At 59.5% G+C, this 21253-nt stretch carries 24 protein-coding genes and 2 tRNA genes; 9 read left to right on the top strand and 17 right to left on the bottom strand.

Translation table 11 applies throughout. The features are described from left to right. Positions 1–60: 60 nt before the first annotated feature. Positions 61–489: an OsmC family protein gene (locus tag AB8B33_RS01170; RefSeq protein ID WP_113321831.1), complete on the bottom strand. Its 429-nt coding sequence runs from the start codon at positions 487–489 to the stop codon at positions 61–63. A gap of 154 nt (positions 490–643) precedes the next feature. Here AB8B33_RS01170 and AB8B33_RS01165 point away from each other — a divergent pair, with 154 nt between their 5' ends. From AB8B33_RS01165 to ligD, 4 genes are read left to right on the top strand one after another with little or no spacing between them, the layout of a single operon-like run. Further along, positions 644–907 (top strand): hypothetical protein, encoded by a 264-nt coding sequence (locus AB8B33_RS01165; protein WP_113321830.1) that lies wholly within the window; start codon positions 644–646, stop codon positions 905–907. A gap of 32 nt (positions 908–939) precedes the next feature. After that, positions 940–1173, top strand: coding sequence for a DUF2188 domain-containing protein (locus AB8B33_RS01160; protein ID WP_439014069.1), 234 nt, complete (start codon positions 940–942; stop codon positions 1171–1173). Between the two features lie 12 nt (positions 1174–1185). After that, on the top strand, positions 1186–2028 hold the full coding sequence (locus AB8B33_RS01155) for a Ku protein (RefSeq protein ID WP_439014068.1): 843 nt from the start codon (positions 1186–1188) through the stop codon (positions 2026–2028). Between the two features lie 2 nt (positions 2029–2030). After that, positions 2031–4556 (top strand): DNA ligase D, encoded by a 2526-nt coding sequence (ligD, locus tag AB8B33_RS01150; RefSeq protein WP_439014067.1) that lies wholly within the window; start codon positions 2031–2033, stop codon positions 4554–4556. Positions 4557–4589: 33 nt separating this feature from the next. Here the strand turns inward: ligD and AB8B33_RS01145 are convergent, their stop codons facing one another. Beyond that, entirely contained in the window at positions 4590–5396 is an 807-nt protein-coding gene (locus tag AB8B33_RS01145; protein ID WP_439014066.1) for a Ku protein, read from the bottom strand. A gap of 183 nt (positions 5397–5579) precedes the next feature. Here AB8B33_RS01145 and AB8B33_RS01140 point away from each other — a divergent pair, with 183 nt between their 5' ends. Next, entirely contained in the window at positions 5580–5813 is a 234-nt protein-coding gene (locus tag AB8B33_RS01140) for a hypothetical protein (protein WP_113321824.1), read from the top strand. 667 nt (positions 5814–6480) lie between these two features. Here the strand turns inward: AB8B33_RS01140 and AB8B33_RS01135 are convergent. The 10 genes from AB8B33_RS01135 to AB8B33_RS01090 all read right to left on the bottom strand — a co-directional run bounded on the left by AB8B33_RS01135 (position 6481) and on the right by AB8B33_RS01090 (position 12620). Further along, positions 6481–6556: transfer RNA gene (locus tag AB8B33_RS01135), tRNA-Phe, on the bottom strand. A gap of 246 nt (positions 6557–6802) precedes the next feature. Further along, positions 6803–7015 (bottom strand): DNA gyrase inhibitor YacG, encoded by a 213-nt coding sequence (gene yacG, locus AB8B33_RS01130; protein WP_007821130.1) that lies wholly within the window; start codon positions 7013–7015, stop codon positions 6803–6805. Positions 7016–7138: 123 nt separating this feature from the next. Continuing rightward, positions 7139–7759 (bottom strand): Maf-like protein, encoded by a 621-nt coding sequence (locus tag AB8B33_RS01125; RefSeq protein WP_113325745.1) that lies wholly within the window; start codon positions 7757–7759, stop codon positions 7139–7141. A 58-nt stretch (positions 7760–7817) separates the two neighbouring features. Next, the gene (gene infA, locus AB8B33_RS01120) at positions 7818–8036 is read right to left on the bottom strand and encodes a translation initiation factor IF-1 (protein ID WP_003545338.1); all 219 of its coding nucleotides are present in this window, start codon (positions 8034–8036) and stop codon (positions 7818–7820) included. A 120-nt stretch (positions 8037–8156) separates the two neighbouring features. Next, positions 8157–8642: an arsenate-mycothiol transferase ArsC gene (locus tag AB8B33_RS01115; RefSeq protein WP_310378919.1), complete on the bottom strand. Its 486-nt coding sequence runs from the start codon at positions 8640–8642 to the stop codon at positions 8157–8159. Further along, positions 8639–9112: a UPF0262 family protein gene (locus tag AB8B33_RS01110; protein WP_310378921.1), complete on the bottom strand. Its 474-nt coding sequence runs from the start codon at positions 9110–9112 to the stop codon at positions 8639–8641. The genes AB8B33_RS01115 and AB8B33_RS01110 overlap by 4 nt, the downstream gene beginning before the upstream one ends. 4 nt (positions 9113–9116) lie before the next feature. Next, positions 9117–10415 (bottom strand): histidinol dehydrogenase, encoded by a 1299-nt coding sequence (gene hisD / locus AB8B33_RS01105; RefSeq protein ID WP_439014065.1) that lies wholly within the window; start codon positions 10413–10415, stop codon positions 9117–9119. Positions 10416–10449: 34 nt separating this feature from the next. Then, positions 10450–10887 (bottom strand): DUF2948 family protein, encoded by a 438-nt coding sequence (locus tag AB8B33_RS01100; RefSeq protein ID WP_439014064.1) that lies wholly within the window; start codon positions 10885–10887, stop codon positions 10450–10452. A gap of 114 nt (positions 10888–11001) precedes the next feature. Next, on the bottom strand, positions 11002–12294 hold the full coding sequence (murA, locus tag AB8B33_RS01095) for a UDP-N-acetylglucosamine 1-carboxyvinyltransferase (RefSeq protein WP_007821142.1): 1293 nt from the start codon (positions 12292–12294) through the stop codon (positions 11002–11004). Positions 12295–12410: 116 nt separating this feature from the next. Then, positions 12411–12620 (bottom strand): hypothetical protein, encoded by a 210-nt coding sequence (locus tag AB8B33_RS01090; RefSeq protein ID WP_310378927.1) that lies wholly within the window; start codon positions 12618–12620, stop codon positions 12411–12413. Between the two features lie 154 nt (positions 12621–12774). Between AB8B33_RS01090 and AB8B33_RS01085 the strand changes: the two genes are divergently transcribed. After that, positions 12775–12849 (top strand) — tRNA-Thr (locus tag AB8B33_RS01085). 149 nt (positions 12850–12998) lie between these two features. Next, on the top strand, positions 12999–13241 hold the full coding sequence (locus AB8B33_RS01080) for a DUF982 domain-containing protein (protein ID WP_007821147.1): 243 nt from the start codon (positions 12999–13001) through the stop codon (positions 13239–13241). A gap of 235 nt (positions 13242–13476) precedes the next feature. Here the strand turns inward: AB8B33_RS01080 and AB8B33_RS01075 are convergent, their stop codons facing one another. Both AB8B33_RS01075 and AB8B33_RS01070 read right to left on the bottom strand, forming a co-directional pair. Further along, on the bottom strand, positions 13477–13740 hold the full coding sequence (locus AB8B33_RS01075) for a hypothetical protein (protein ID WP_310378931.1): 264 nt from the start codon (positions 13738–13740) through the stop codon (positions 13477–13479). Positions 13741–13822: 82 nt separating this feature from the next. Continuing rightward, the gene (locus AB8B33_RS01070) at positions 13823–14086 is read right to left on the bottom strand and encodes a BON domain-containing protein (protein ID WP_310378934.1); all 264 of its coding nucleotides are present in this window, start codon (positions 14084–14086) and stop codon (positions 13823–13825) included. A 159-nt stretch (positions 14087–14245) separates the two neighbouring features. On the opposite strand from AB8B33_RS01070, the gene AB8B33_RS01065 reads away from it, so the two are divergent. Next, positions 14246–14524 carry a hypothetical protein gene (locus AB8B33_RS01065; RefSeq protein ID WP_439014063.1) on the top strand — a complete coding sequence of 93 codons (279 nt, stop codon included), beginning with the start codon at positions 14246–14248 and terminating at the stop codon, positions 14522–14524. 114 nt (positions 14525–14638) lie between these two features. After that, a complete protein-coding gene (locus AB8B33_RS01060) occupies positions 14639–16699 on the top strand; it encodes an ATP-dependent helicase (protein ID WP_439014062.1) in 2061 nt (686 codons plus the stop codon). A 21-nt stretch (positions 16700–16720) separates the two neighbouring features. Here the strand turns inward: AB8B33_RS01060 and AB8B33_RS01055 are convergent, their stop codons facing one another. From AB8B33_RS01055 to galE, 3 genes are all read right to left on the bottom strand, one after another. Beyond that, complete coding sequence (locus AB8B33_RS01055) at positions 16721–17782, bottom strand: enoyl-CoA hydratase/isomerase family protein (RefSeq protein ID WP_439014061.1); 1062 nt, start codon at positions 17780–17782, stop codon at positions 16721–16723. A 67-nt stretch (positions 17783–17849) separates the two neighbouring features. After that, entirely contained in the window at positions 17850–19805 is a 1956-nt protein-coding gene (locus tag AB8B33_RS01050) for a putative bifunctional diguanylate cyclase/phosphodiesterase (protein WP_439014060.1), read from the bottom strand. A gap of 109 nt (positions 19806–19914) precedes the next feature. Next, on the bottom strand, positions 19915–20949 hold the full coding sequence (gene galE / locus AB8B33_RS01045; RefSeq protein ID WP_439014059.1) for a UDP-glucose 4-epimerase GalE: 1035 nt from the start codon (positions 20947–20949) through the stop codon (positions 19915–19917). Between the last annotated feature and the right edge of the window lie 304 nt (positions 20950–21253).

The raw sequence follows: 21253 nt of genomic DNA, 5'->3' as shown, positions 1-21253 counted from the left end.
CCACGCAATGCTCCGGTCCCATTGTCTATAATTTTCATGCAGAAACCTGCGGCGACCCGATCAGCCGGAGATCGTGGTTGCGAAATCCGGAGTGCCTCTGATGGTGTTGCTGACGGTGCAGATTTCGTCTTCGGCCATATGTGCAATCTTGCGGCGCGTTTCCTCGTCGATATCGCCCTTGATGGAGAAGATGATGTTGAACTTGGCGACGCGCGACAGCCCTTCCGCCGCCTTTTCGCCGGTCACATCAGCGGTCATCTCGGTGATCTTGTCGAGGACGCCGAGCTGGCTTGCCGCCATGCGGGCACTCAGCACGAGACAGGCCGAAAGCGAGGAATAGAGCAGGTCGAGCGGGTTGAAGCCCGGCTGTGATGGGCTGGTGACGATATCGATCTCACCGCCGGTGACCGACGTAACGTGCGGAAAACCGGTACGACCAAGAACGGCACTTGCACCTGTGGGACGGGGACGCGCCTTGAGATCGGCCATATTGTAATCCTCTATTGAATAGAGCTTTCAGATAGTGTCTCGGCCGCAAACCCGCAATGCGGCGATTTTGATTTTCGTTGCACCGCTCAGCGGAACCTTTCCTCTGTTCAGCGGTTTTTTCACCTGAAAAACCTCATGAAGGCAGGACTTTCCCATGCCCGGCATCCGCAAGATCGACCGCAAACGCAGCAGTATGGATGCGCGCGACCGGCTGATCGTCGCGCTCTATGCCCAGCTCAAGGCCGAGCGGGAGACACGTGAGACGCTGGAATGGGCAATCCGCAACGGTGCGGTATCCAAGGAAGTACTGGAGGCGATCGCCGCCGATCCGGTTCCTGTCGTCACCAGCGAGGATATAGCATCGCTTGAAAAGATCATCGCGCTTGACGAGCGGCGCAGCCGCTCGTCCCGGCAATGAATGACCAGAACGGCTGACAAGGAGGAAAGCACATGGCCGACATCACCTATCAGATCGTTCCGCATGACAATGGCTGGGCCTACAAGCTCGGTGATACATTGTCTGAACCCTATGCCACAGCAGAACAGGCGATGGATCGCGCAAGAAACGCAGCCGCGCGCCAGAAGATCGGCAAGGGCGATGCGCTGCTCGCCTACCCGGCGCCGGATGGAAGCGGCTGGAAATTCCAGCAGATCGACACCGACAAAAGCAACAGCAGGCTCTGAACGGAGGAGACGATGGCGGGACGCGCAAGCTGGAAGGGCCATCTAAAGGTCGGCGACCTTGCTTGCGCCGTTGGCCTTTATACCGCCGTTTCCTCTTCCGAACGCGTCTCTTTCAACATCGTCAACCGCAGGACTGGCCATCGCGTTGAGCGGCGGTTCGTCGACAGCGAAACCGGCAAGCCGGTGGAGCGCGACGATCAGGTCAAGGGCTATCGGACGGAGAGCGGTGACTACATCCTCATCGAAGGTGATGAGATATCGGAGATCATGCCCGAAAGCGAGAAGGTGCTTGACGTGAAGGGATTCATTCCCTTCGACGGGATCGACAAGCTCTATTTCGACCGCCCCTACTATCTGGCACCAGTCGACGAGCATGATGCGGAAGCCCTCGCATTGATTGCCAGAGCCATGGTTGACGGCAGGGTGGCAGCTCTTGCCGAAGCAGTGCTCTTCCGCCGCAATCGCACGCTGCTCGTCCGCGCGCATGACGACCACATCATCGCGACCATGCTGAACTTCGACTATGAAGTGCGCTCGGCAAGCTCCGTCTTCAAGGACATTCCCGATATCAAGTTCGACAAGGAGATGCTGGAGCTTGCCGGCCATATCATCGGCACCAAAGAGGGCCGTTTCGACCCGAGTGAATACCACGACCGCTACGAGGCCGCGCTCGTCGAGCTGGTGAAAGCCAAGATCGAAGGGCGGGCGCCGCCGAAACGCAAGCGCGAGCCGGAGCGCAAGGTAGTCGATCTCATGGAGGCGCTGCGCCAAAGTGCAAAAATGGGCGGCAAGGCGCCGGCGAAGAAGCCTGCCGCACGCAAGACCTCTGATAGAACCAGCAGAAAAGCGAGCTGATCATGGCGCTCGAAACCTATCAGGCCAAACGCGATTTCAAGATCACATCGGAGCCGCGCGGCCGGAAAGGCCGGGCGACAGGCAACAGTTTCGTCATCCAGAAGCACGACGCCACCCGCCTGCACTATGATTTCCGCCTTGAGATGGACGGCGTGCTGAAAAGCTGGGCCGTCACCAAGGGACCGAGCCTTAACCCCGAAGACAAGCGCCTTGCCGTCCATGTCGAGGATCATCCTCTCTCCTATGGCGATTTCGAAGGCATCATTCCAAAGGGACAGTATGGCGGCGGCACGGTCATCGTCTGGGATCGCGGCAGCTGGACGCCGCTCGGCGATCCGCACAAGGCCTATCGCAAGGGGCACATGGAATTCGAACTCGACGGCGAGAAGCTGAAGGGGCGCTGGCATCTGGTGCGCATGCATGGAAAACCCGGCGAGAAGCGCGAAAACTGGCTGCTCATCAAGGGCGACGACGAAGAAGCCCGCCGTGAGGGCGAAGCCGATATCCTCGAAGAGCGCCCCGAATCCGCCAAGACCGGCCGGCAACTCGAAGAGGTGGCGGAATATCCCGATGCCACCTGGCACTCCAGACCGGAGGGTGGCAAGGCCGTTGCCGCAAAGGCCAAGGCGCCGCCAGCGAGAAGGGCAAAGTCCCCTGCCCCACAAGAGCGGGATTGGCCGAAGGGCGCGAAAAAAGCTGATATGCCCGACTTCATCGAGATGGCGCTCGCCAAGCTGAAACCCAAGCCACCGGCCGGTGAGGGCTGGATCCACGAGATCAAGTTCGACGGTTACCGGCTGCAGGTGAAGATTGAGAATGGGCGGGTGACGATGCTCACACGCGGCGGTCTCGACTGGACGGAGAAATTCGGCAGGGACCTTGTCGATGCCTTTGCATCTTTGCCGGTCGAAACGGCCGTCATCGATGGTGAACTCGTCGTCGAGCGCGATAACGGCGCGTCGGACTTCTCCGCCCTGCAGCACGACCTTAGCGAAGGTCGTTACGACCGCTTCGTTTTCTATGCTTTCGACCTGCTCCATCTCGACGGATACAGCCTGCTCGATGTAAGCCTCCTCGAACGCAAACGTCTGCTGGAGACCGTGGTTCCCAAAGATAGCAGCAAGCTGCGTTACAGCACGCATTTCAACGAGAACGGCGGGCTGGTGCTGGATCACGCCTGCCGGCTCAGCCTCGAAGGCGTCGTCTCCAAGCAGCGCGACAGCAAATATATTTCCGGCCGCAACGGTGAATGGATCAAGTCCAAATGCTCGCAGCGGCAGGAATTCGTCATCGGCGGCTATGTGCCCTCGACCGCGATGAAGAATGCCATCGGCTCGCTCGCCATGGGTTATTACGAGGATGGCGCGCTGAAGCATGTCGGCCGCGTCGGCACTGGTTACACAGTCGCGACGGCGCAGATGCTTTACGAGCGGCTCTCGGCGATGGAGATGAAGCAGAATTCCTTCGACGACACGCTGACCGCCGAGGAGCGGCGTGGCCTGCATTACGTCAAGCCGCAGCTCGTTGCCGAAGTGGAGTTCCGCGCATGGTCGGCGGATGGTAATCTGCGCCACGCGGCCTTCCGCGGATTGCGGGAGGACAAGCCGGCAAAGGACGTTGTGCGCGAGATGGAAAAGACGACCGCGAAAAACCTGCCGAAATCGGTAGTGCAGCTCACTCATCCCGACCGCATCTACTGGCCGGATGAAGGCATCACCAAGGAAGGTCTCGCCAATTACTATGCGCAGGTCTGGCACCTCATGGCGCCCTATGTGGTCAACCGGCCGCTTGCCCTGCTGCGCCTGCCCGATGGGATTTCCGGCCATCAGCGCTTTTTCCAGAAACATGCCTGGAAAGGCATGAACGACTATATCGAGGAAATTACCGACCCCAAAGACAAGGGTGGCGAGAAGCTGCTGCGCATTACCGATTTCGACGGTGTCGTGGCGCTGGTGCAATCGGCCGCGCTGGAAATCCATCCCTGGGGCACGACGACGGACAATTGGGAAAAACCCGATATGGTCACCATGGACCTCGATCCCGGCGAGGATGTGCCATGGGAAAATGTGATAGCGGCAGCTTACGAATTGAAGGAGCGCATCGAAGGTGAAGGCCTTGCAGCCTTTGTCAAAACATCCGGCGGCAAAGGCCTGCATGTAGTGACGCCACTTGAGCCGAAGGCCGATTGGGCGGATGTGAAGGGCTTTGCCAAATGGCTGGCAGACAGCATGTCGCAAGATGATCCCGAGCGCTATCTTGCAACCGCAACCAAGGCGAAGCGCAGCGGCAAGATCTTTATCGACTATCTTCGGAACGGCCGCGGCAACACCGCCGTTGCCGCATATTCCGCGCGCGCTCGCCCGGGTGCGGCCGTTTCCATGCCGCTGGAATGGAGTGAACTGACCACCGCAATCGGCCCCGCCTATTTCACGGTCGATAATACGCCGGCGCGGCTCGATGCGCTTAGCAAGGATCCCTGGGATGGGTTCTTTGCGGCGGCAAAGCCATTGCAGAAGCGGAAGCGATAGGGCTTCACTTCCAACCCTGCGGACTTTTTAAGATTATCGCGACTTCCCGCGATCGCCTTCAGCGGCCAGGCTCTTCTTCAGTGCATCCATGATGTTGATGACATTGCCCGTCGATTTCACCGGTGGAGGCTTGCGAGCCGGGGCAGCCTTCTTGAGGTTCTTTTCCTTGCTGCGGATCAACGCCTTCAGCCGCTTCTGAACCGGATCCTGTACCATCGAAGGGCTCCATTCCTTCGTCTCTTCCTTGACCAGCTTTTTCATCAGGGTCAGCAACTCGCTATCGACCTTCGCCTTCATATCGAGTTCGGCGGCCGGTTCGCGCACCTCGTCTCCATAACGCAGCGTCCAGAGAATGATGCCCTTGCCTTGCGGTTCCAGGAGCAACGCACGCTCTCGCCGGTAAAGCACCAGCCGAGCGATGCCGACGACATCGTTGGCTTTCATCGCCTCGCGGATCACACAGAAGGCCTCAATGCCGACCTTGTCTTCCGGCGCCAGGAAATGCGGCTTGTCGTACCAGATCCAATCGATCGACCCGCGCGGCACGAAAGTATCGATATCGATTGTGCGCGTGCTTTCCAACCCCACCTCTTCGATCTCCTCGTCCTCGAGCAGAACATAGTCGTCCTCGCCACGCGGATAGCCTTTCATCTGATCCCTCTCGGCAACGGGCTTGTGTGTGACGCTATCGACATAGCGGCTTTCGACGCGGTTTTTCGTTGCGCGATTCAATACATGAAACCGCACCTTGCTCGACTCCGTCGTCGCCGGCGTCAGTGAAACGGACGCGGTGACAAGCGAGAGCTTAAGGTAACCTTTCCAGAACGTTTGACGGGCCATGGGCCATAAACGGAAATGGTCGCGAGAGGTTCCGTCCGTTGCCTGTTGGAGCGAAAATTCCGGCAACGTTCCAACGGAATGCAATACCTAAGAGCCCCGGTTGCAATCACATATTCGTTTCGACAATTTCCTGACACGATTTTCGTACCAACTGGTTCGATGTCGTTGTCCGCAGGCAAACAAATGCAAAAAGATGATGTCTCCCGAGCCAAGAAAGTCGCTTTCGTCCTCACGCTGTTTTTTGGCGTGATGATATCCTACGCGAAGTTTGCCGGACTGTTTCCGCCGCCTAATTTGAGCGACGAAACAAAATACGGACCGCCGGGCTGGTTCTCAAGCTTCGACCTCGGACCTTCGCCATTCTCTCGTCCGCCGGAATTCGGGCCGGTTGAGGAACCGCACGACATTTCCGTTTAACGTTGCGGTGCGGAGCTTCGCAGCCGATGCGAGCCGAAGCCGGCCGTCGAACGTCAACGCAAAGGGTCGGGAGTTTGCATGGGCATCATCCCGCAGCTCGTTCGGCACGGTCTCTCAAATCATGGAAGCCCTCTCGGACCTCGACTCTCAGCTTGAGTTAGTACCTGGGGAGTGGCCCGCAGATCGATGGTGTTAGGCTTCTGCCCTGGCTGCCAGGAAAACCAGATAGCGATCGGACGCCGATAATGCTTGTTGAGGGCATCCGCTGCTTCCCTCTCGAAGAGCGTCCGTTCTTTCGGACTGTCGGTAATATTCCGCTTTTCGTAGATCACAGTATCCTCCCCATTGTTGCGATCCAATTCGGATCATGCGCAAAAATGCGCCTATCCGAAACGGACTAAGGTCCGAGGGTTACGCGGGATTGTGCAGAGGAGGTGAAGATGGCGCAGGGTTCAGTGTACGGCGCTACCCCAGTCAGGTTAGATCCGCAACCAGTTGGAAACATTTTCTCCCCTGAGGATCGATATCTGCTTCCTGCATGATGATGAGCCTCAAAAGGCGGGCCGCTCATGAAGTCGTGAAGTCGCGCCTACCGAGCGCACAAAGGTGGATACACCGCATTCTACAATGCCATGTATGTTTGGATAGAAATGCTTCAGAGATTGAATGGTGCCCAGGACCGGAATCGAACCAGTGACACGCGGATTTTCAATCCGCTGCTCTACCAACTGAGCTACCTGGGCTAGCCATGCTTCCTAGGAAACATCCTGCTTGAGAATGTCAGGGCCTTGGTTCGCCCCGGAAGCGAGCGGGGTTATAGCATCTTGTTCGCCCATGGCAAGCATCAAATGATAGTTTTTTGACGGTCCTGCGGATTTTGGCGATTTGCGAGGAAAAATAAAGGCTTCGCGGTGGAAAACCTGCTCTGTTCCTTTGTCTTCACGCAATTACGGACGCAAAAACCGCTGCACATTTTTGCTGGAATTGCTCTAGTTTTCCTCGTCGGGATAATCCGCCTTCGTCTCGTCGTCGGCCACGGGGATGGCGTAGGAGCCCGTCAGCCAGCGTGACAGGTCCACTTCGCGGCATCGGTTGGAACAGAAGGGATAGTGTTCGCGGTTCGACGGTTTGCCGCATTCGGGGCAGGGGCGCGTCTTGCGCAGCGGCTCAACCTTGCCGTCGGTCTTCATTTCATCAGACATGGTTTCCTCCTACAACATCAGCCCGAAAATCGTTCCGATTTTCGGAAAGCCTGATGAGTAGATTCAACAAGCTAGAGCGTCCTTTGTGCGCCCCGAATGAACGCACGGCACTCTAGCGGGAGATCAGCCCTCGGGCCAACGGCTGTGGACATCGAAGCCCTCGCCGGTCAGAAGCAGAATGGTTTCGTAAAGCGGCAGTCCCACGACATTGGTGTAGGAGCCCACCATTTTTTGCACAAAGGTGCCAGCCAGCCCCTGGATGCCGTAGGCGCCGGCCTTGCCGCGCCATTGGCCCGAGGCAATGTAGTTTTCGATCTCGAAGCTCGACAGGCGCTTGAAGCGCACTTTCGTCTCGACGATCTTGTGGCGCACCTTGCGATCGGGCGTGATCAGGCAGATGCCGGTATAGACAACGTGGTTGCGGCCGGAGAGCAGGTGCAGCGAGTTTGACGCCTCATCGGCAAATTCCGCCTTGCCGAGAATGCGGCGACCGACAGCGACCACCGTATCGGCGGACAGGATATAGCTGCCCTTCCAGGTGATGTCGCCCTTGATGGCGGCAAGTGCCGCTTCCGCCTTTTCGCCTGAGAGGCGGCGAGCGAGCGAGCGTGGATGCTCCGACTTCTTCGGTGCCTCGTCGATATCCATCGGCATCAGGCGCGAAGGCTCGATGCCGGCCTGATTGAGCAGATCGACGCGGCGGGGCGAGCCCGAGGCCAGAATGAGCTTGTATTTCAGCGCCATGGAACCTCGACCATCGGCAGGCGGGAGCGGAAACTCCGGGGAGCTTCGCAGACCAAGCTTACTTGAAGCGGTAGGTGATGCGGCCCTTCGTCAGGTCGTAGGGCGTCATTTCGACCAGAACCTTGTCGCCGGCGAGAACGCGGATACGGTTCTTGCGCATGCGGCCGGCGGTGTGGGCAATGATCTCATGCTCGTTTTCGAGCTTCACGCGGAATGTCGCATTCGGCAGAAGTTCGGTCACGATACCCGGGAATTCGAGGACTTCTTCTTTCGGCATATAAGGGTTTTCTTCCTGTGTGTTGGGTAAAGCGGCGCTGGGCGCCTCAAAATTTGCGCGGAAACTACACAATCAACGGGGATTTGTGAACCTCGTAGATCGGGCTTTCTATCTTTTGTTTCACGCCGATTGCGCGGCGATGCCATTTCTCTTGAGTAGCCGGCTTTCGATGAGGCCGGCGATGTGATCGCGAACCTCTCGATAGCTGTCCAATATCTGCTCGCGCGTTCCGGTCGCGACCGTCGGATCCATGGTCGGCCAGTAGACCACGTCAACGGCACTGGAGCGGGTCAGCTCGAGTGCTGCGTGATGGGCCTGCGGTGAGAGCGTGATGATGAGGTCGAAATAATCGTCCTCGAGCTCCTCCAGCGTCTGCGGCTGGCGACGGCCGAGCGACAGGCCAATTTCTTCCAGCACGACATCGACGAAAGGATCGCGTTCGCCGGCGCGAACGCCGGCAGACCTTATATAGGTATTTCCAGGCAGAATGCTACGGGCGATCACTTCGGCCATCGGCGAGCGGATGACATTCAGCCCGCACATGAAGAGGATGGCGCCCGGCCGCTTTCCGTCCTCCGTTTCGACGTGCGGCTCCATCGCCGTCATCCGCGCCAATAGAGTACGCAGACCAGCGTGAAGAGACGCCGGGCGGTGTCGAAATCGACATCGATCTTACCCGAGAGACGGTCCTTCAGCGTTTGTGAGCCCTCGTTGTGAATGCCGCGTCTGCCCATGTCGATCGCCTCGATGCGGCTCGGCGAGGCCGAGCGGATCGCCTCGTAATAGCTCTCGCAGATCATGAAATAGTCTTTCACGATCCGGCGGAAGGGCGTCAGTGACAGGATATGGGTTGCAACATTCTCGCCGTTTTCCGTGGTGATGGAAAAGACCAACTTGGAATCGACCAGCGAGATGTTCAGCCGATAGGGCCCGCCGGCATGGCCGACGGGTGTGAAGGAATTCTCCTCGATCAGGTCGAAGATCGCCACCGCCCGCTCATGCTCGACATCAGGAGTCGAACGGCCGATCGTATCGTCAAGGACAACGTCGCAGAGCCGAAAGTCGTCCTTCACCATTCCCTCACCTTTCGAGGTTCAGGCGGATCGCGACCGATCGCGCATGGGCATCGAGGCCTTCGGAAACGGCAAGCGCAATCGCTGCCGGGCCAAGATCACGGAGCTGCTGCGGACCGAGCCGCAGGATCGAGGTGCGCTTGACGAAATCGAGAACCGAAAGGCCGGAGGAGAAGCGGGCGGAACGCGCCGTCGGCAGCACGTGATTGGAGCCGCCGACATAATCGCCGATCACTTCGGGCGTGTGGGCGCCGATGAAGATCGCGCCGGCATTGCGGATCTTGTCCACAAAGGCATCGGGATCGGCGACGGCGAGTTCCAGATGTTCAGCGGCGATACGGTTTGCGAGCGGAATGGCATCCTTGAGATCAGAGACAAGGATGATTGCGCCAAAATCGCGCCAGCTAGCCGCAGCAGTCTCTGCACGGTTCAGCGTCTTCAGCTGCCGTTCGACGGCCGCTTCGACCGCCTTGCCGAATTCCTCGTCGTCGGTGATCAGGATGGCCTGCGAGCTCTCGTCATGCTCGGCCTGGGCGAGCAGATCAGCGGCAACCCAATCGGGATTGTTGTCCTTGTCGGCGATGACGAGCACTTCTGACGGGCCGGCGATCATGTCGATACCAACAGTGCCGAAGACCTGGCGCTTGGCGGCGGCGACATAGGCATTGCCGGGGCCAGTAATCTTGGCAACCGGGGCGATCGTTTCCGTGCCATAGGCAAGGGCAGCAATCGCTTGCGCGCCGCCGACGCGGTAGATTTCATTGACGCCGGCAAGTTTGGCCGCAGCCAGCACCGCCGGATTGACCGAACCGCCCGTCGCCGGCACGGCGATAACAATGCGATCGACCCCTGCAACCCTCGCCGGTACGGCGTTCATCAGGACCGAGCTCGGATAGCTCGCCGTGCCGCCCGGCACATAGAGGCCGACGGCTTCGATTGCCGTCCAGCGCGAGCCGAGGCCCACGCCCATGGCGTCCTCGTAGATATCGTCCTTCGGGAGCTGTCGGCGGTGGTGGGATTCAATGCGGAGTGCGGCGACCTTCAGCGCGCCGAGGACTTCGGATGGAGTGACCTCGACGGCATTGTCGATCTCTTCCTCGGTGACACGCATAGGCACGGTGGCGTAGTCGATGCTGTCGAACTTCTTCGAATATTCGGCGAGAGCGACATCGCCGCGGGTGCGAACGTCATCGATAATGGCGCGTACCACGGCGTTGACGTCTTCGGAGACTTCCCGCTTGGTGGTCAGAAAAGCCGCGAAACGCTGCTCAAAACCATCGGATGCCTGATTGAGCCAGATTGCCAAAGCGGTATTCCTTCTCTGATCGAAACTGTTAGGCTCAGGTGCCAGGGTGGCGCGGCTTGGAAGTCGTTTCCCAGGCGCCGCCGATATCGGCAAGCTGCACTTCGATGCATTCGACATCGAGGGCGATCGAAGCCGTGCCGGACAGCGAAAGCTCCAGCGTGCCTTCCGGGCCCTCGCCCTTCTGCTCGAAACGCAAGGCGAGCAGCGACAGCACGTCGTCGCGCCGAGCACGGTCGATGCCGATCGAGCGGACGGAAAGCACGCGCTTGAAAACGAGAGCAGCGCGGCGGCGTTCGAAACCCTTGCGCTTGCGGGCCGCCTCTTCCCAGACGAAGCGGTTGGCAGCGAGCGAAAACTGCTTGTCGCGCGGCAACCAGTCGATATCGGCTACCTTGAGGACGCTGTCCTGTATATGTGCGGAAATGACGGCCAAGTCTTCGCTATCGAGCGCAACAAGCTTCAGGTCGGTCATCCAGCCTCTATCCCATGTCTTTCAGCCGCACCTGCGGCGATCTGTCAGACAAGGGAGATAAGGCGCTCAGACCAAATACGCAACCGGGATAAAGGGCGCACAAGCGCCCTTTTCTTACTCGCTGACGCGCTCAACGATGGCGCCGCAGCGGGTCAGCTTTTCTTCCAACCGCTCAAAGCCGCGATCGAGGTGATAGACGCGGGAAACCGTGGTCTCGCCTTCGGCGGCAAGCCCGGCGATAACGAGCGAAACGGAAGCGCGAAGATCGGTCGCCATGACCGGGGCGCCCTTCAGCCGCTGGACACCTTCAATCTTCGCCGTCTGGCCTGACAGAGAGATCTTTGCGCCAAGGCGGGCAAGCTCCTGCACATGCATGAAGCGGTTTTCGAAGATGGTTTCCGTGACATGCGAGATGCCGGAAGAGCGGGTCATCAGCGCCATGAACTGCGCCTGCAGGTCGGTCGGGAAGCCCGGGAAGGGATCCGTGACGATATCGACCGGCTGGATGCCGGCGCCGTTACGCTTGATGCGCATGCCATTGTTGGTCGACGAGATGTCCGCGCCGGCGCGGCGCAGTGTTTCCAGCGCCGTTTCCAGCAGGGCAATATCGGTATTTTCGAGTACGACATCGCCGCCGGCCATGGCAACGGCCATAGCATAGGTGCCGGTTTCGATACGGTCAGGCAGGACGCGGTGGCGCGCGCCCGAGAGCGAGGTGACGCCTTCGATCGTGATGGTCGAGGTGCCCGCGCCGGAAATCTTCGCGCCCATGGCATTCAGGCAGTTGGCAAGGTCGACGACTTCGGGCTCGCGTGCGGCATTGCCGATTACGGTCGTGCCGCGGGCAAGGGTTGCCGCCATCATCAGCACATGCGTGGCGCCAACGGATACCTTCGGGAAGGTATAATGTGTGCCAATGAGGCCGCCCTGCGGTGCCTTGGCGTTGATATAACCGCCATCGATTTCCATCGTCGCGCCGAGCGCGGTCAGACCGTCGATGAAGAGATCGACCGGACGCGTGCCGATCGCGCAGCCGCCCGGCAGCGAAACGCGGCAATGACCTTCGCGGGCCAGGAGCGGACCGATGACCCAGAAGGAAGCACGCATCTTCGAGACCAGTTCGTAGGGAGCGGTCGTATCGACGATGGTACGGCAGGTGAAATGGATCGTGCGGGCGTAGGAATCTTCCTGACGCTCGCGACGGCCGTTGACGGCGACATCGACGCCGTGATTGCCGAGGATGCGCATCAGCAATTCGACATCGGCAAGGTGGGGCACGTTTTCGAGCGTCAGCGTATCGCTCGTCAGCAGCGAGGCGATCATCAGCGGCAGCGCGGCATTCTTGGCGCCGGAAATCGGAATGATGCCGTTAAGCTCATTGCCGCCGACAATTCTGATACGATCCATGTGCACTTACGGGCGAGGCCCGCCTTTCCTCAAAAGTTTTGCCTGTGGGGGCAAGGCAAGAAGTGGGGGTCTTTAGAGCAAATCCCCGCACGCTTCAATTCGTCGCGGACCGAACATTACGATTCGTCCATTTTTGCGGCAGGCATTTTTGCGGCGGGCAGCCCATTCGTCTCGTCCGCCTGGCCGGATCGGCGCGCGCGCACTTGCTGTTTGCGTCTTGAAAGATTTTCTCTCAGCTTTTCGGCAGCCCGTTCGCGGCGCAATGCCGCTTGGGCTTCCATGGCCGCTTTCCGGCTCTGCCGGGCCTTCTCAGTCTCTTCGTTCATCCCCCAGAACTACCCGAATTCGCGCCATTCCAAAAGTGGGCGGGACGTTATTCCCAGATAAGTTGGAATTTGCGGCTTGCACTCCTGCCGAAGCTGTGGCAATAGCCGCCCCGTTCACGCGAATTGAGCGTTTCCGCTTCTCGCGTCTGGTCCTGCTGCCGTAGCTCAGTGGTAGAGCACACCCTTGGTAAGGGTGAGGTCGGTGGTTCAATCCCACTCGGCAGCACCAGTTTTCTCCTTTAGCATTATCCCCCGCGCCAATCGGCGCCATTGCTGCCGGCAAAAATCTCGCTAGAATATTAGCATTCTGAATGCCTTTGCGGAGGAACCCGAAGGCTTCATTCAATGTTTCTATCGAGACATGCTGGAGGAGCGTCGATGGCAACTGAACGATGGAATAGTCCGATCAAGGTAGGTTTCGAAGAGGCGGGAGCACGCACGGTTAACGGACCGTTTGACGCGCTGACCTGCCTGACCGATCTCTGGCCTGCCGTACGCGGACTGAAATATCTCAAGGCACGCAGCGCCTGCCGCGCCGCACTCGATGGAAGAAAGACCGTCGAAGAGGCCCGCGCGGAGTTTATGGCGGCGGCCGAGGAAGCAAAGCTTAAAGTGCATTAAGCTTTCGGCGGCGGTATTGGACAATAAAAGTCCGATCTGCTCCGAAACGAAGCAATGCTTAATTTTCACTTAACCCTGCCCGGAGCTCGCGCAGGGCTTTGTCTCGAAAGACATTGCGCCATTCATCTGTTCATCAATAGAACGACGCCAGCCATCATGATGATGGTTAGAGGCTCGTCACCTTCTGCGGGAGACTGCAGACGAGCCTCGTTCGAAAGAAACTTCGAATATTCTATCAGCAATCCGAAGTATCCTCATCCTCCACCTGAATATATCCTACACCGATGATTGTGCCATCTGCGGCACGGATGAAGGACGGCAGGTAATGCGGTTCGGCGGGCTTGCAGACGGCGGCGCTGGTATATTCGTTCAGCGCTATTTCGTCTTTCGGCAGCGCCGAATAGTTCATATCGGTTTCGAGTGAGGCATGGGCGGAGCCGGCAAAAGCGCCGCATCCCAGAAGCAGAGCTGCGGCCCACAGGCGTATCAGCGTTTGCATTATTGTCTCCCGTATTGAAATCAGCTTTTCAACACGCGGGACAGGGAGTTGGTTCCTTGGAAATTCCTGTGCTGATCGTGATTTATCTCACCAGCAGGCGGCAATGCACGTAACCGCTTCCGACAATGTCCTCGGCGATTGCCAACGCCCGCTCGCTATCACCCCATTGGCTCACGAAACCTTCGAGAATGACGGTGGGGCCGATGGTGGAGACGATGATTTCGGTCGCATCGAGATCGGCTGCGGCATGCAGGGCGCTTTCCACGGACGCGCGCATGGCGGCCGTGTTGTGGCCCTTCATCCAGGCTTCCTCGTGGGGTGGCGAGCCGTGAAACCGCAGCACCATGACCGTTCCTGACATTACCTAATAGGGGTTTAACGCAAGAAGACGACGTTTGTTGCCATACGCAGCCGGCTGGATGCATAGTCGCCGTGATGGTGGTGCTCCGATACTCCTGTCCCCGTCGGCAGAAGCCCCATGCAATTGCGGCCGAGGAAAATGTTGATGAAAGCGCTTGTGCCTGCCCTTCTTGCCACGACCCTTCTGGCCGCACCTCTGCTGGCAGGCTGTTCCGCCGCGGACGCGCCTGCGCTGGAGCCCATTCCCGGCAGCATCACCTATGGCGGGCAGCCGCGCACGAAGCTGACGAAATCGCCGATCGGCAGCGCCGTCCACAACGACTTCTACGATCAGCAGGGCCAGCGCGTCTACGAAACCTATATTCTCCAGGCCGACCGCAGCCTGAAGCTGGTGCGGCGGCAGATCGTGCCGGACTTTCCGTAATAGTGCATGGCAGCCAGCGCCTGCTTGACAGCGGCGCCAATCGAGAACATCCAAGGAACATCTGATTTTATTCGCGAGCGTTGATTCTCCCGCGAAGCCCAACCGGACGGCTGGATGTATCTCGAAAGACTCAATCCCCAGCAGCGCATGGCCGTGGAGCACGGCACACTCACAGACGGCAGCCATGTGGCCGGGCCGCTGCTGGTCATCGCCGGCGCCGGTTCTGGCAAGACCAATACGCTCGCGCATCGCGTTGCGCACCTCGTTCTCAAGGGTGCCGATCCGCGCCGTATCCTGCTGATGACCTTTTCGCGCCGGGCGGCTGCCGAAATGGGCCGGCGCGTCGAGCGTATCTGCGGCGAGGTTCTCGGCAAGAATTCCGGCATCCTGGCGGATGCGCTCGCCTGGAGCGGCACGTTTCACGGTATCGGCGCGCGGCTCTTGCGCGACTATGCCGAACAGATCGGCATCGACCCGGCCTTCTCCATTCATGACCGGGAAGACAGCGCCGACCTGATGAACCTCGTGCGCCACGATCTCGGCTTCTCCAAGACGGAAAGCCGGTTTCCGACGAAGGGCACCTGCCTTGCCATCTATTCGCGTGCCGTAAACTCCGAAACGGAACTGCCGCTGGTGCTGCGCGACGCCTTCCCCTGGTGCGCCACCTGGGAAAAGCAGCTTCGTGAGCTTTTTGCCTGTTATGTCGAGTCGAAACAGAGCCAGAATGTGCTCGATTACGACGATCTGCTGCTCTACTGGGCACAGATGGTGGCAGAACCCATGATCGCCGAGGATATTGGCAGCCGCTTCGACCATGTGCTCGTTGACGAGTATCAGGACACCAACAGGCTTCAGTCTTCGATCCTGCTTGCGTTGAAACCGACCGGCCAGGGCCTGACCGTTGTCGGCGACGATGCGCAGTCGATCTATTCCTTCCGCGCGGCCACAGTGCGCAACATTCTCGATTTTCCGGCTTCCTTCAGCCCGGCTGCCAATATCGTCACGCTCGATCGCAACTACCGTTCGACGCAACCGATCCTTGCCGCCGCCAACGCGGTGATCGACCTTGCTTCCGAGCGTTTCACCAAGAACCTCTGGACGGAGCGGGAATCGCCGGAACGGCCACGGCTGGTGACGGTGCGCGACGAGAACGATCAGGCGCGCTATGTGGCAGACAAGGTTCTCGACAATCGCGAGGAGGGCGTGAAGCTGAAAAGCCAGGCCGTGCTCTTCCGCGCCTCGCATCACAGCGGCCCACTTGAGGTGGAGCTAACCCGCCGCAACATTCCTTTCGTGAAGTTTGGCGGGCTGAAATTCCTCGACAGTGCGCATGTGAAGGACATGCTGGCGGCGCTGCGCTTTGCCCAGAACCCGCGCGACCGTGTGGCTGGCTTCCGGCTGATGCAGATCCTTCCGGGGGTCGGCCCGTCCACCGCGCAGAAGGTGCTGGACCAGATGGCTGACGATGCAAGCCCGATCGCAGCGCTTGCCGTCATGCCCGCACCGCCGCGCTCGGGCGAGGAGTGGACCTCCTTCGTTTCCACCATGCAGGAGCTGAAAACCGGCAAGGCTGGCTGGCCGGCCGAGATCGAGCTGGTACGGCGATGGTATGAGCCGCATCTGGAACGGCTGCATGAGGATGCGAGCGCGCGGCTTGCCGATCTGGTGCAACTCGAGCAGGTCGCCGGTGGTTATGCCTCGCGTGAGCGATTCCTGACGGAGCTCACACTCGATCCGCCCGATGCGACTTCGGATCAGGCAGGCGTGCCGCTGCTCGACGAGGACTATCTCATCCTCTCGACCATCCATTCGGCCAAGGGGCAGGAATGGACCAAGGTCTTCATGCTGAACGTCATCGACGGCTGCATCCCTTCAGATCTCGCAGTCGGCACGACGGCCGAAATCGAGGAGGAGCGGCGATTGCTCTATGTGGCGATGACCCGCGCCAAGGACAGTCTCGATCTCGTCGTGCCGCAGCGCTTCTTCACCTATGGTCAGAATTCGCAGGGCGACCGGCATGTCTATGCGTCGCGCAGCCGCTTCATTCCAGCCACGCTGCTGCAATTCTTCGAGGTCTGCGGCTGGCCACAGGTCAAGACCGATACGGCAGCCGCCCAGCAGGCGCGGCAAGTGCGTATTGATGTCGGCGCGCGTATGCGCGGCATGTGGCGTTGAAGCCTCTCCTGACCAGCGGGGTTAGAGCAAAAGCGGCGGCTTGGCCGGCTCGAAGAAGCGGCCGATCATTTCATCGTTGACCAGGGCGATCGTCGGCGGCGACCATTTCGGATTGCGGTCCTTGTCGATGACGGCTGCACGGACGCCCTCGTAGAAATCCGGACCGTGCAGGATGTGCATGCAGGCGCCGAGCTCGCGGGCAAGACATTCGCCGAGCGTGCGGCTCTGGCGGCCGGCCCTCAGCAGCCGCAAGGCAAGCTTGAGACTGGTCGGTGAACGTGTGAGCATCACGCGGCGGGTCTCGGCAGCGAACTCGCCTTCCGCCGCACCAAGTGCGGATGCGATGTCCTCGACGCGGTTGAAGTGAAAAGCACGATCGATCATCGCGGCATTGGCCTGCAATCTGCCCTCGCCCGGCTGTTCCGAGAGATCGCGTAGCGCTGAGTCCACATCGTCCGACGAACTTCCCGCAGGCATGTTCGTCAGACGCTGGACTGCCTCTTCGAGACGCGAGGCAGGCATATAGAAATCTGCGAGCCCGGTATGGATCGCATCGGCGGCATTGATATCGAGCCCCGTCAGGGCCATCCATGTGCCGCTTTCGCCCGGCGTGCGGGGCAGCAGCCACGTGGCCCCGATATCGGGAAAATAGCCGATGCCGGTTTCCGGCATGGCAAGGCGGGTACGCTCGGTGACGATGCGATGGCGGCCGTGGCTGGAAAGCCCGATGCCGCCGCCCATGGTGATGCCGTCCATCAGCGCCACATAGGGCTTCGGATAGGTGGCAATCCTGTGGTTGAGGCGGAATTCCTCGCGCCAGAAGGTTTCCGCGAGACCATCGCCGGCGCGGCCACTCAGGTGGATGGCGCGGATATCGCCTCCGGCGCAGAAGCCGCGCTCGCCTTCGCCCATTACGACAATACTCGCCACGGTTTGATCGACGGCGAACTCATCAAGCGCGGCGGTAATCGCACGCACCATGGGGATCGTCAGGCTGTTCAACGCCTTTGGGCGATTCAGCCGGACGAGGCCTGCCGTGCCCCGTCGCTCGACAATGACTTCGCTTTGATTGCTGTTGTCCATGGTCCACCTCACTCCTGACCTATGAATAAACCGGGTCGGGTCGGGGTTCCAGTGGCTGGCTGATCAATCAGGCCGAGAGGGACTGCGAAACGGCAACATCACGCCGCAACGCGTAATCGATCGCCAGTTCCAGCGGGAGCGACCTCGAGAAATAATAGCCCTGCGCCAATCTTACGCCGATGCCTTTCAGCGACTCGGCCACATCCTCGCTTTCCACACCCTCGGCCACGGAGGCGATGCCGAGGTTCTGGCAGAGGTTGGCGACGGAGCGGGTGATGTTCATGCAGCGCGCGTCGCGGTCGAAATTCATCACAAAGGCCTTGTCTATCTTCAGCTTGTCGAAGGCCAGGCGGTGGATGTGGCTCAAGCTCGAATAGCCCGTGCCGAAATCGTCAAGCGCGATCGAGATGCCGGCAGCACGCAGCATGCCGATCACCTGATCGGCAGTGTCGAAGTCGGACAGGAGTGCCGTCTCGGTGATCTCGAACTCGATGCGTTTCGGATCGACGCCGGCGCGGCTGATCATCGCGAGCAATGCCATCGATGTCTCATGATCGCAGATGTCGCGGGCCGACAGGTTGAAGGAGACGCGCAGATGCGCCGGCATGATCTTCAGTGCGTCGAGCGCCTGGCCGAAGAGAATGCGTGTCATGCGGCCGATCACCGCCGTGCGTTCGGCGGCCGGAATGAAGGCATCCGGACTGATGCGGCCGAAGCGGGCGCTATCCCAGCGCGCAAGGGCCTCAAAACCGACGACGCGGCCGCTGCGCAGCTCCACGATCGGTTGATATTCGAGCTTCAACTCCTTGGCGAAATTGTCAGCCTGCAGCTCCAGCTCGATCAGATAGCGTTGCGTCAGGATCTTTTCGTGTTCCGGCGAAAAGAATTCCACGCCGCCGATGCGCTTGCTCTTGACCTGGTAGAGAGCGAAATCCGCTTTCTCGTAGAGATCTTCGGCGGTGTACTCGCCCGCCTCAGGATAGACGATGCCGCAGGAACCGGAAACGCGCACCGAACCATCCGGAATCTCGAAAGGTTCGCGTACGGCCGCACAGAGCGCCACGCCGAGGTCAGAGACGCCCCTGAGCGTCATGTCGGAGGGGAAGATGATGCCGAATTCATCGCCGCCAAGGCGTGAGACGATACCCTGATCGCCCAACAGCGAGACGAAGCGGCGTGCTGTCTCCTTCAGCACGAGATCACCAGCCGCATGGCCGAAGACGTCATTGACCGGCTTGAAGCCATCAAGATCGACGATGCCGATGACAGGCGGTGAAGACGGATCCTTCAGCAGCATCTTTTCGAGCGACAGGAAGAAGCTGCGGCGATTGGCAAGGCCGGTCAACTGGTCCTGGAGCGCGTTACGGCTGTTGACGAGGTTCAGTTCCTCGGCTTCGGCCTGTTTCTGCTTGAGCTCTTCGGCAAGCCGCACTAGGTGCGCGAAATTCTGGAAGTAGCTGTTGATGACACGCAGGAAGGGCAGCACCAGGAACAAGCCGCTGACTGCCGTGGCCACAAAGACCGGGTTGCCGGAAAAGAGGAAGGTCACGATCATGGCTGTGAAAGTGATGACCGTGGTGATTGCCGCGGCGAGCGGCAGATGCATCAGGCAAAAGACGCAGGAAATGCCGGTTACGACCAGGAAATAGGCGATCTGGCCCTGCTGCGAGGCATCGCCATATTGATAGAGCGCGATAGCCCAGCCGCCGAAGCCGATCGTGAGGATCACCGCGCCGACCAGCGTCACCTTCATCAGCCGCAGTGCACGTTCCGGCGTGACGTTTTCCTTGCCTGATATCTCCCACCAGCAGAGGCGGAAGACGCAGACGATGCTGAGACCGACGGGGATGTAGAGCGAAAGCCAAAGAGGCGCCGACTTGATGTGGGTGATGGCGACAGCCAGCGCATTGATGACGAGGAGAACGTACAGAATCGGAATCTGCGATGACAAAGCTTCGAACTGTGCCACCAGAAACTTCGGATTATCTTTTTGCAGCCGTAGTGACGCGATGAAGTTCTTCATGATCCCTTTTCCCTTGGCGGAAACGAGCCAGAGAAAGCTTGATTATTCCTTATTCACGTAACGTCAGGCCACCCGCACTGCGCCGGGATGGTAAATGTTCGGTTGCATTTCAGAAAGAAGCCGCAGCCAGTGCGCGATGAATGCTGTGCAGATCGTCGACGCTCCTGTTCATCAGGAAGAGTTCCCAATCGAGCGAGCTGCGGACGATGGTTTCCAGCGAGTCGTGTTTCGGTGTCCAGTCCAGCACGCGACGGGCAAGGGTCGCATCGGCGACGACGCTCGCTGCGTCGCCCGGCCGGCGTGGCGCCATGTTGATCTTGAACGAGTGACCGTTCAAGCGGGTGACCATGTTCAACACATCGAGCACGGAATAGCCGTTGCCATAGCCGCAGTTGGCGACAAGTGGCCCGCTGCCCTGGCGCAAATGCTGGAGCGCCTTCAAATGCGCTGCCGTCAAATCGCTCACATGGATGTAGTCGCGCACACCGGTGCCGTCATGGGTCGGGTAGTCGAAGCCGTAGACGGCGATGCTATCGCGCTTTCCGAGTGCGGCCTCACAGGCGACCTTGATGAGGTGGGTCGCACCCGAGGTCGACTGGCCGGTGCGCAGCTGCGGATCGGCGCCTGCAACGTTGAAATAACGCAGCGCCACATAGCTGAAGTCATAAGCGGCAGAGGCGTCACGAAGCATCATTTCAGTCATCAGCTTCGACTGGCCGTATGGATTTTCCGGATTGAGCGGCGCCGTCTCCTTCACGGGTACGGAGCCCTTCTGCTGACCGTAGACAGCGGCTGTCGACGAGAAGACGAAGTTACGGATGCCCGCCTTGATCGCAGCACTCAGCAGGGCGCGTGTCTTGCCGGAGTTGTTATCGTAGTAAGAAAGCGGGTCAGAGACCGAGACCGGCACGACGGCAGAGCCGGCGAAATGGATGATCGCCTCGATATCGTTTTCGATGAAGATCTTCTTCAGCACATCCGGACCGGCGACATCGCCGAGATAGAAGCGCGCGGCCGGCGCCACGGCCCAGCGAAAGCCGGTGGAGAGGTTGTCGAGCACGACGACATCTTCACCGACATCCAACAGCGTCCAAACCATGTGGCTGCCGATATATCCAGCCCCACCTGTCACCAGAACCGCCATGTCTGCATTCCCTGTTTTATCTTTTTCGGGAGCATCAGAACGGCTTTTTCCTTTCCGATTTTGTTATCAAACGGCCTCGGAAAGGCTTTGCGGCCGGTATGTTTTGAGATGTGGTTAGAGGCGGATTTCAGGTATTTCTACAATTTTATCGAACAGCCGGTTTTGGGACAAAACCGCCTTTTGCCACCCTTTTCCGAGCGCGTTGACAAGGCGTTCACGGCAAGTCAAAGTAGGTGCATGAACAACTTCGCGTTTCAGGCTATGATGATGGGCATGACGACCACCCTTTGCGGTGGGGGCGTCG

This window comes from Rhizobium sp. 768_B6_N1_8, assembly GCF_051811225.1.
Lineage (GTDB): Bacteria > Pseudomonadota > Alphaproteobacteria > Rhizobiales > Rhizobiaceae > Rhizobium.
The sequence above is the reverse complement of the archived record's forward strand: the minus strand, read 5'-3'. Positions and strand labels throughout refer to the sequence as shown.

Bases quoted from the DNA above. Each gene is read 5' to 3' on its own strand.
- AB8B33_RS01140 (WP_113321824.1), top strand. From the start codon at position 5,580: ATGCAAAAAGATGATGTCTCCCGAGCCAAGAAAGTCGCTTTCGTCCTC.
- AB8B33_RS01160 (WP_439014069.1), top strand. From the start codon at position 940: ATGGCCGACATCACCTATCAGATCGTTCCGCATGACAATGGCTGGGCC.
- yacG (WP_007821130.1), bottom strand. From the start codon at position 7,015: ATGTCTGATGAAATGAAGACCGACGGCAAGGTTGAGCCGCTGCGCAAG.
- AB8B33_RS01065 (WP_439014063.1), top strand. From the start codon at position 14,246: ATGAAAGCGCTTGTGCCTGCCCTTCTTGCCACGACCCTTCTGGCCGCA.
- AB8B33_RS01110 (WP_310378921.1), bottom strand. From the start codon at position 9,112: ATGGTGAAGGACGACTTTCGGCTCTGCGACGTTGTCCTTGACGATACG.
- galE (WP_439014059.1), bottom strand. From the start codon at position 20,949: ATGGCGGTTCTGGTGACAGGTGGGGCTGGATATATCGGCAGCCACATG.
- AB8B33_RS01145 (WP_439014066.1), bottom strand. From the start codon at position 5,396: ATGGCCCGTCAAACGTTCTGGAAAGGTTACCTTAAGCTCTCGCTTGTC.
- AB8B33_RS01155 (WP_439014068.1), top strand. From the start codon at position 1,186: ATGGCGGGACGCGCAAGCTGGAAGGGCCATCTAAAGGTCGGCGACCTT.
- ligD (WP_439014067.1), top strand. From the start codon at position 2,031: ATGGCGCTCGAAACCTATCAGGCCAAACGCGATTTCAAGATCACATCG.
- AB8B33_RS01075 (WP_310378931.1), bottom strand. From the start codon at position 13,740: ATGCAAACGCTGATACGCCTGTGGGCCGCAGCTCTGCTTCTGGGATGC.
- AB8B33_RS01070 (WP_310378934.1), bottom strand. From the start codon at position 14,086: ATGGTGCTGCGGTTTCACGGCTCGCCACCCCACGAGGAAGCCTGGATG.
- AB8B33_RS01170 (WP_113321831.1), bottom strand. From the start codon at position 489: ATGGCCGATCTCAAGGCGCGTCCCCGTCCCACAGGTGCAAGTGCCGTT.
- AB8B33_RS01050 (WP_439014060.1), bottom strand. From the start codon at position 19,805: ATGAAGAACTTCATCGCGTCACTACGGCTGCAAAAAGATAATCCGAAG.
- AB8B33_RS01060 (WP_439014062.1), top strand. From the start codon at position 14,639: ATGTATCTCGAAAGACTCAATCCCCAGCAGCGCATGGCCGTGGAGCAC.
- AB8B33_RS01100 (WP_439014064.1), bottom strand. From the start codon at position 10,887: ATGACCGACCTGAAGCTTGTTGCGCTCGATAGCGAAGACTTGGCCGTC.
- murA (WP_007821142.1), bottom strand. From the start codon at position 12,294: ATGGATCGTATCAGAATTGTCGGCGGCAATGAGCTTAACGGCATCATT.
- AB8B33_RS01125 (WP_113325745.1), bottom strand. From the start codon at position 7,759: ATGGCGCTGAAATACAAGCTCATTCTGGCCTCGGGCTCGCCCCGCCGC.
- AB8B33_RS01090 (WP_310378927.1), bottom strand. From the start codon at position 12,620: ATGAACGAAGAGACTGAGAAGGCCCGGCAGAGCCGGAAAGCGGCCATG.
- AB8B33_RS01165 (WP_113321830.1), top strand. From the start codon at position 644: ATGCCCGGCATCCGCAAGATCGACCGCAAACGCAGCAGTATGGATGCG.
- infA (WP_003545338.1), bottom strand. From the start codon at position 8,036: ATGCCGAAAGAAGAAGTCCTCGAATTCCCGGGTATCGTGACCGAACTT.
- AB8B33_RS01055 (WP_439014061.1), bottom strand. From the start codon at position 17,782: ATGGACAACAGCAATCAAAGCGAAGTCATTGTCGAGCGACGGGGCACG.
- AB8B33_RS01115 (WP_310378919.1), bottom strand. From the start codon at position 8,642: ATGACGGCGATGGAGCCGCACGTCGAAACGGAGGACGGAAAGCGGCCG.
- AB8B33_RS01080 (WP_007821147.1), top strand. From the start codon at position 12,999: ATGGCAACTGAACGATGGAATAGTCCGATCAAGGTAGGTTTCGAAGAG.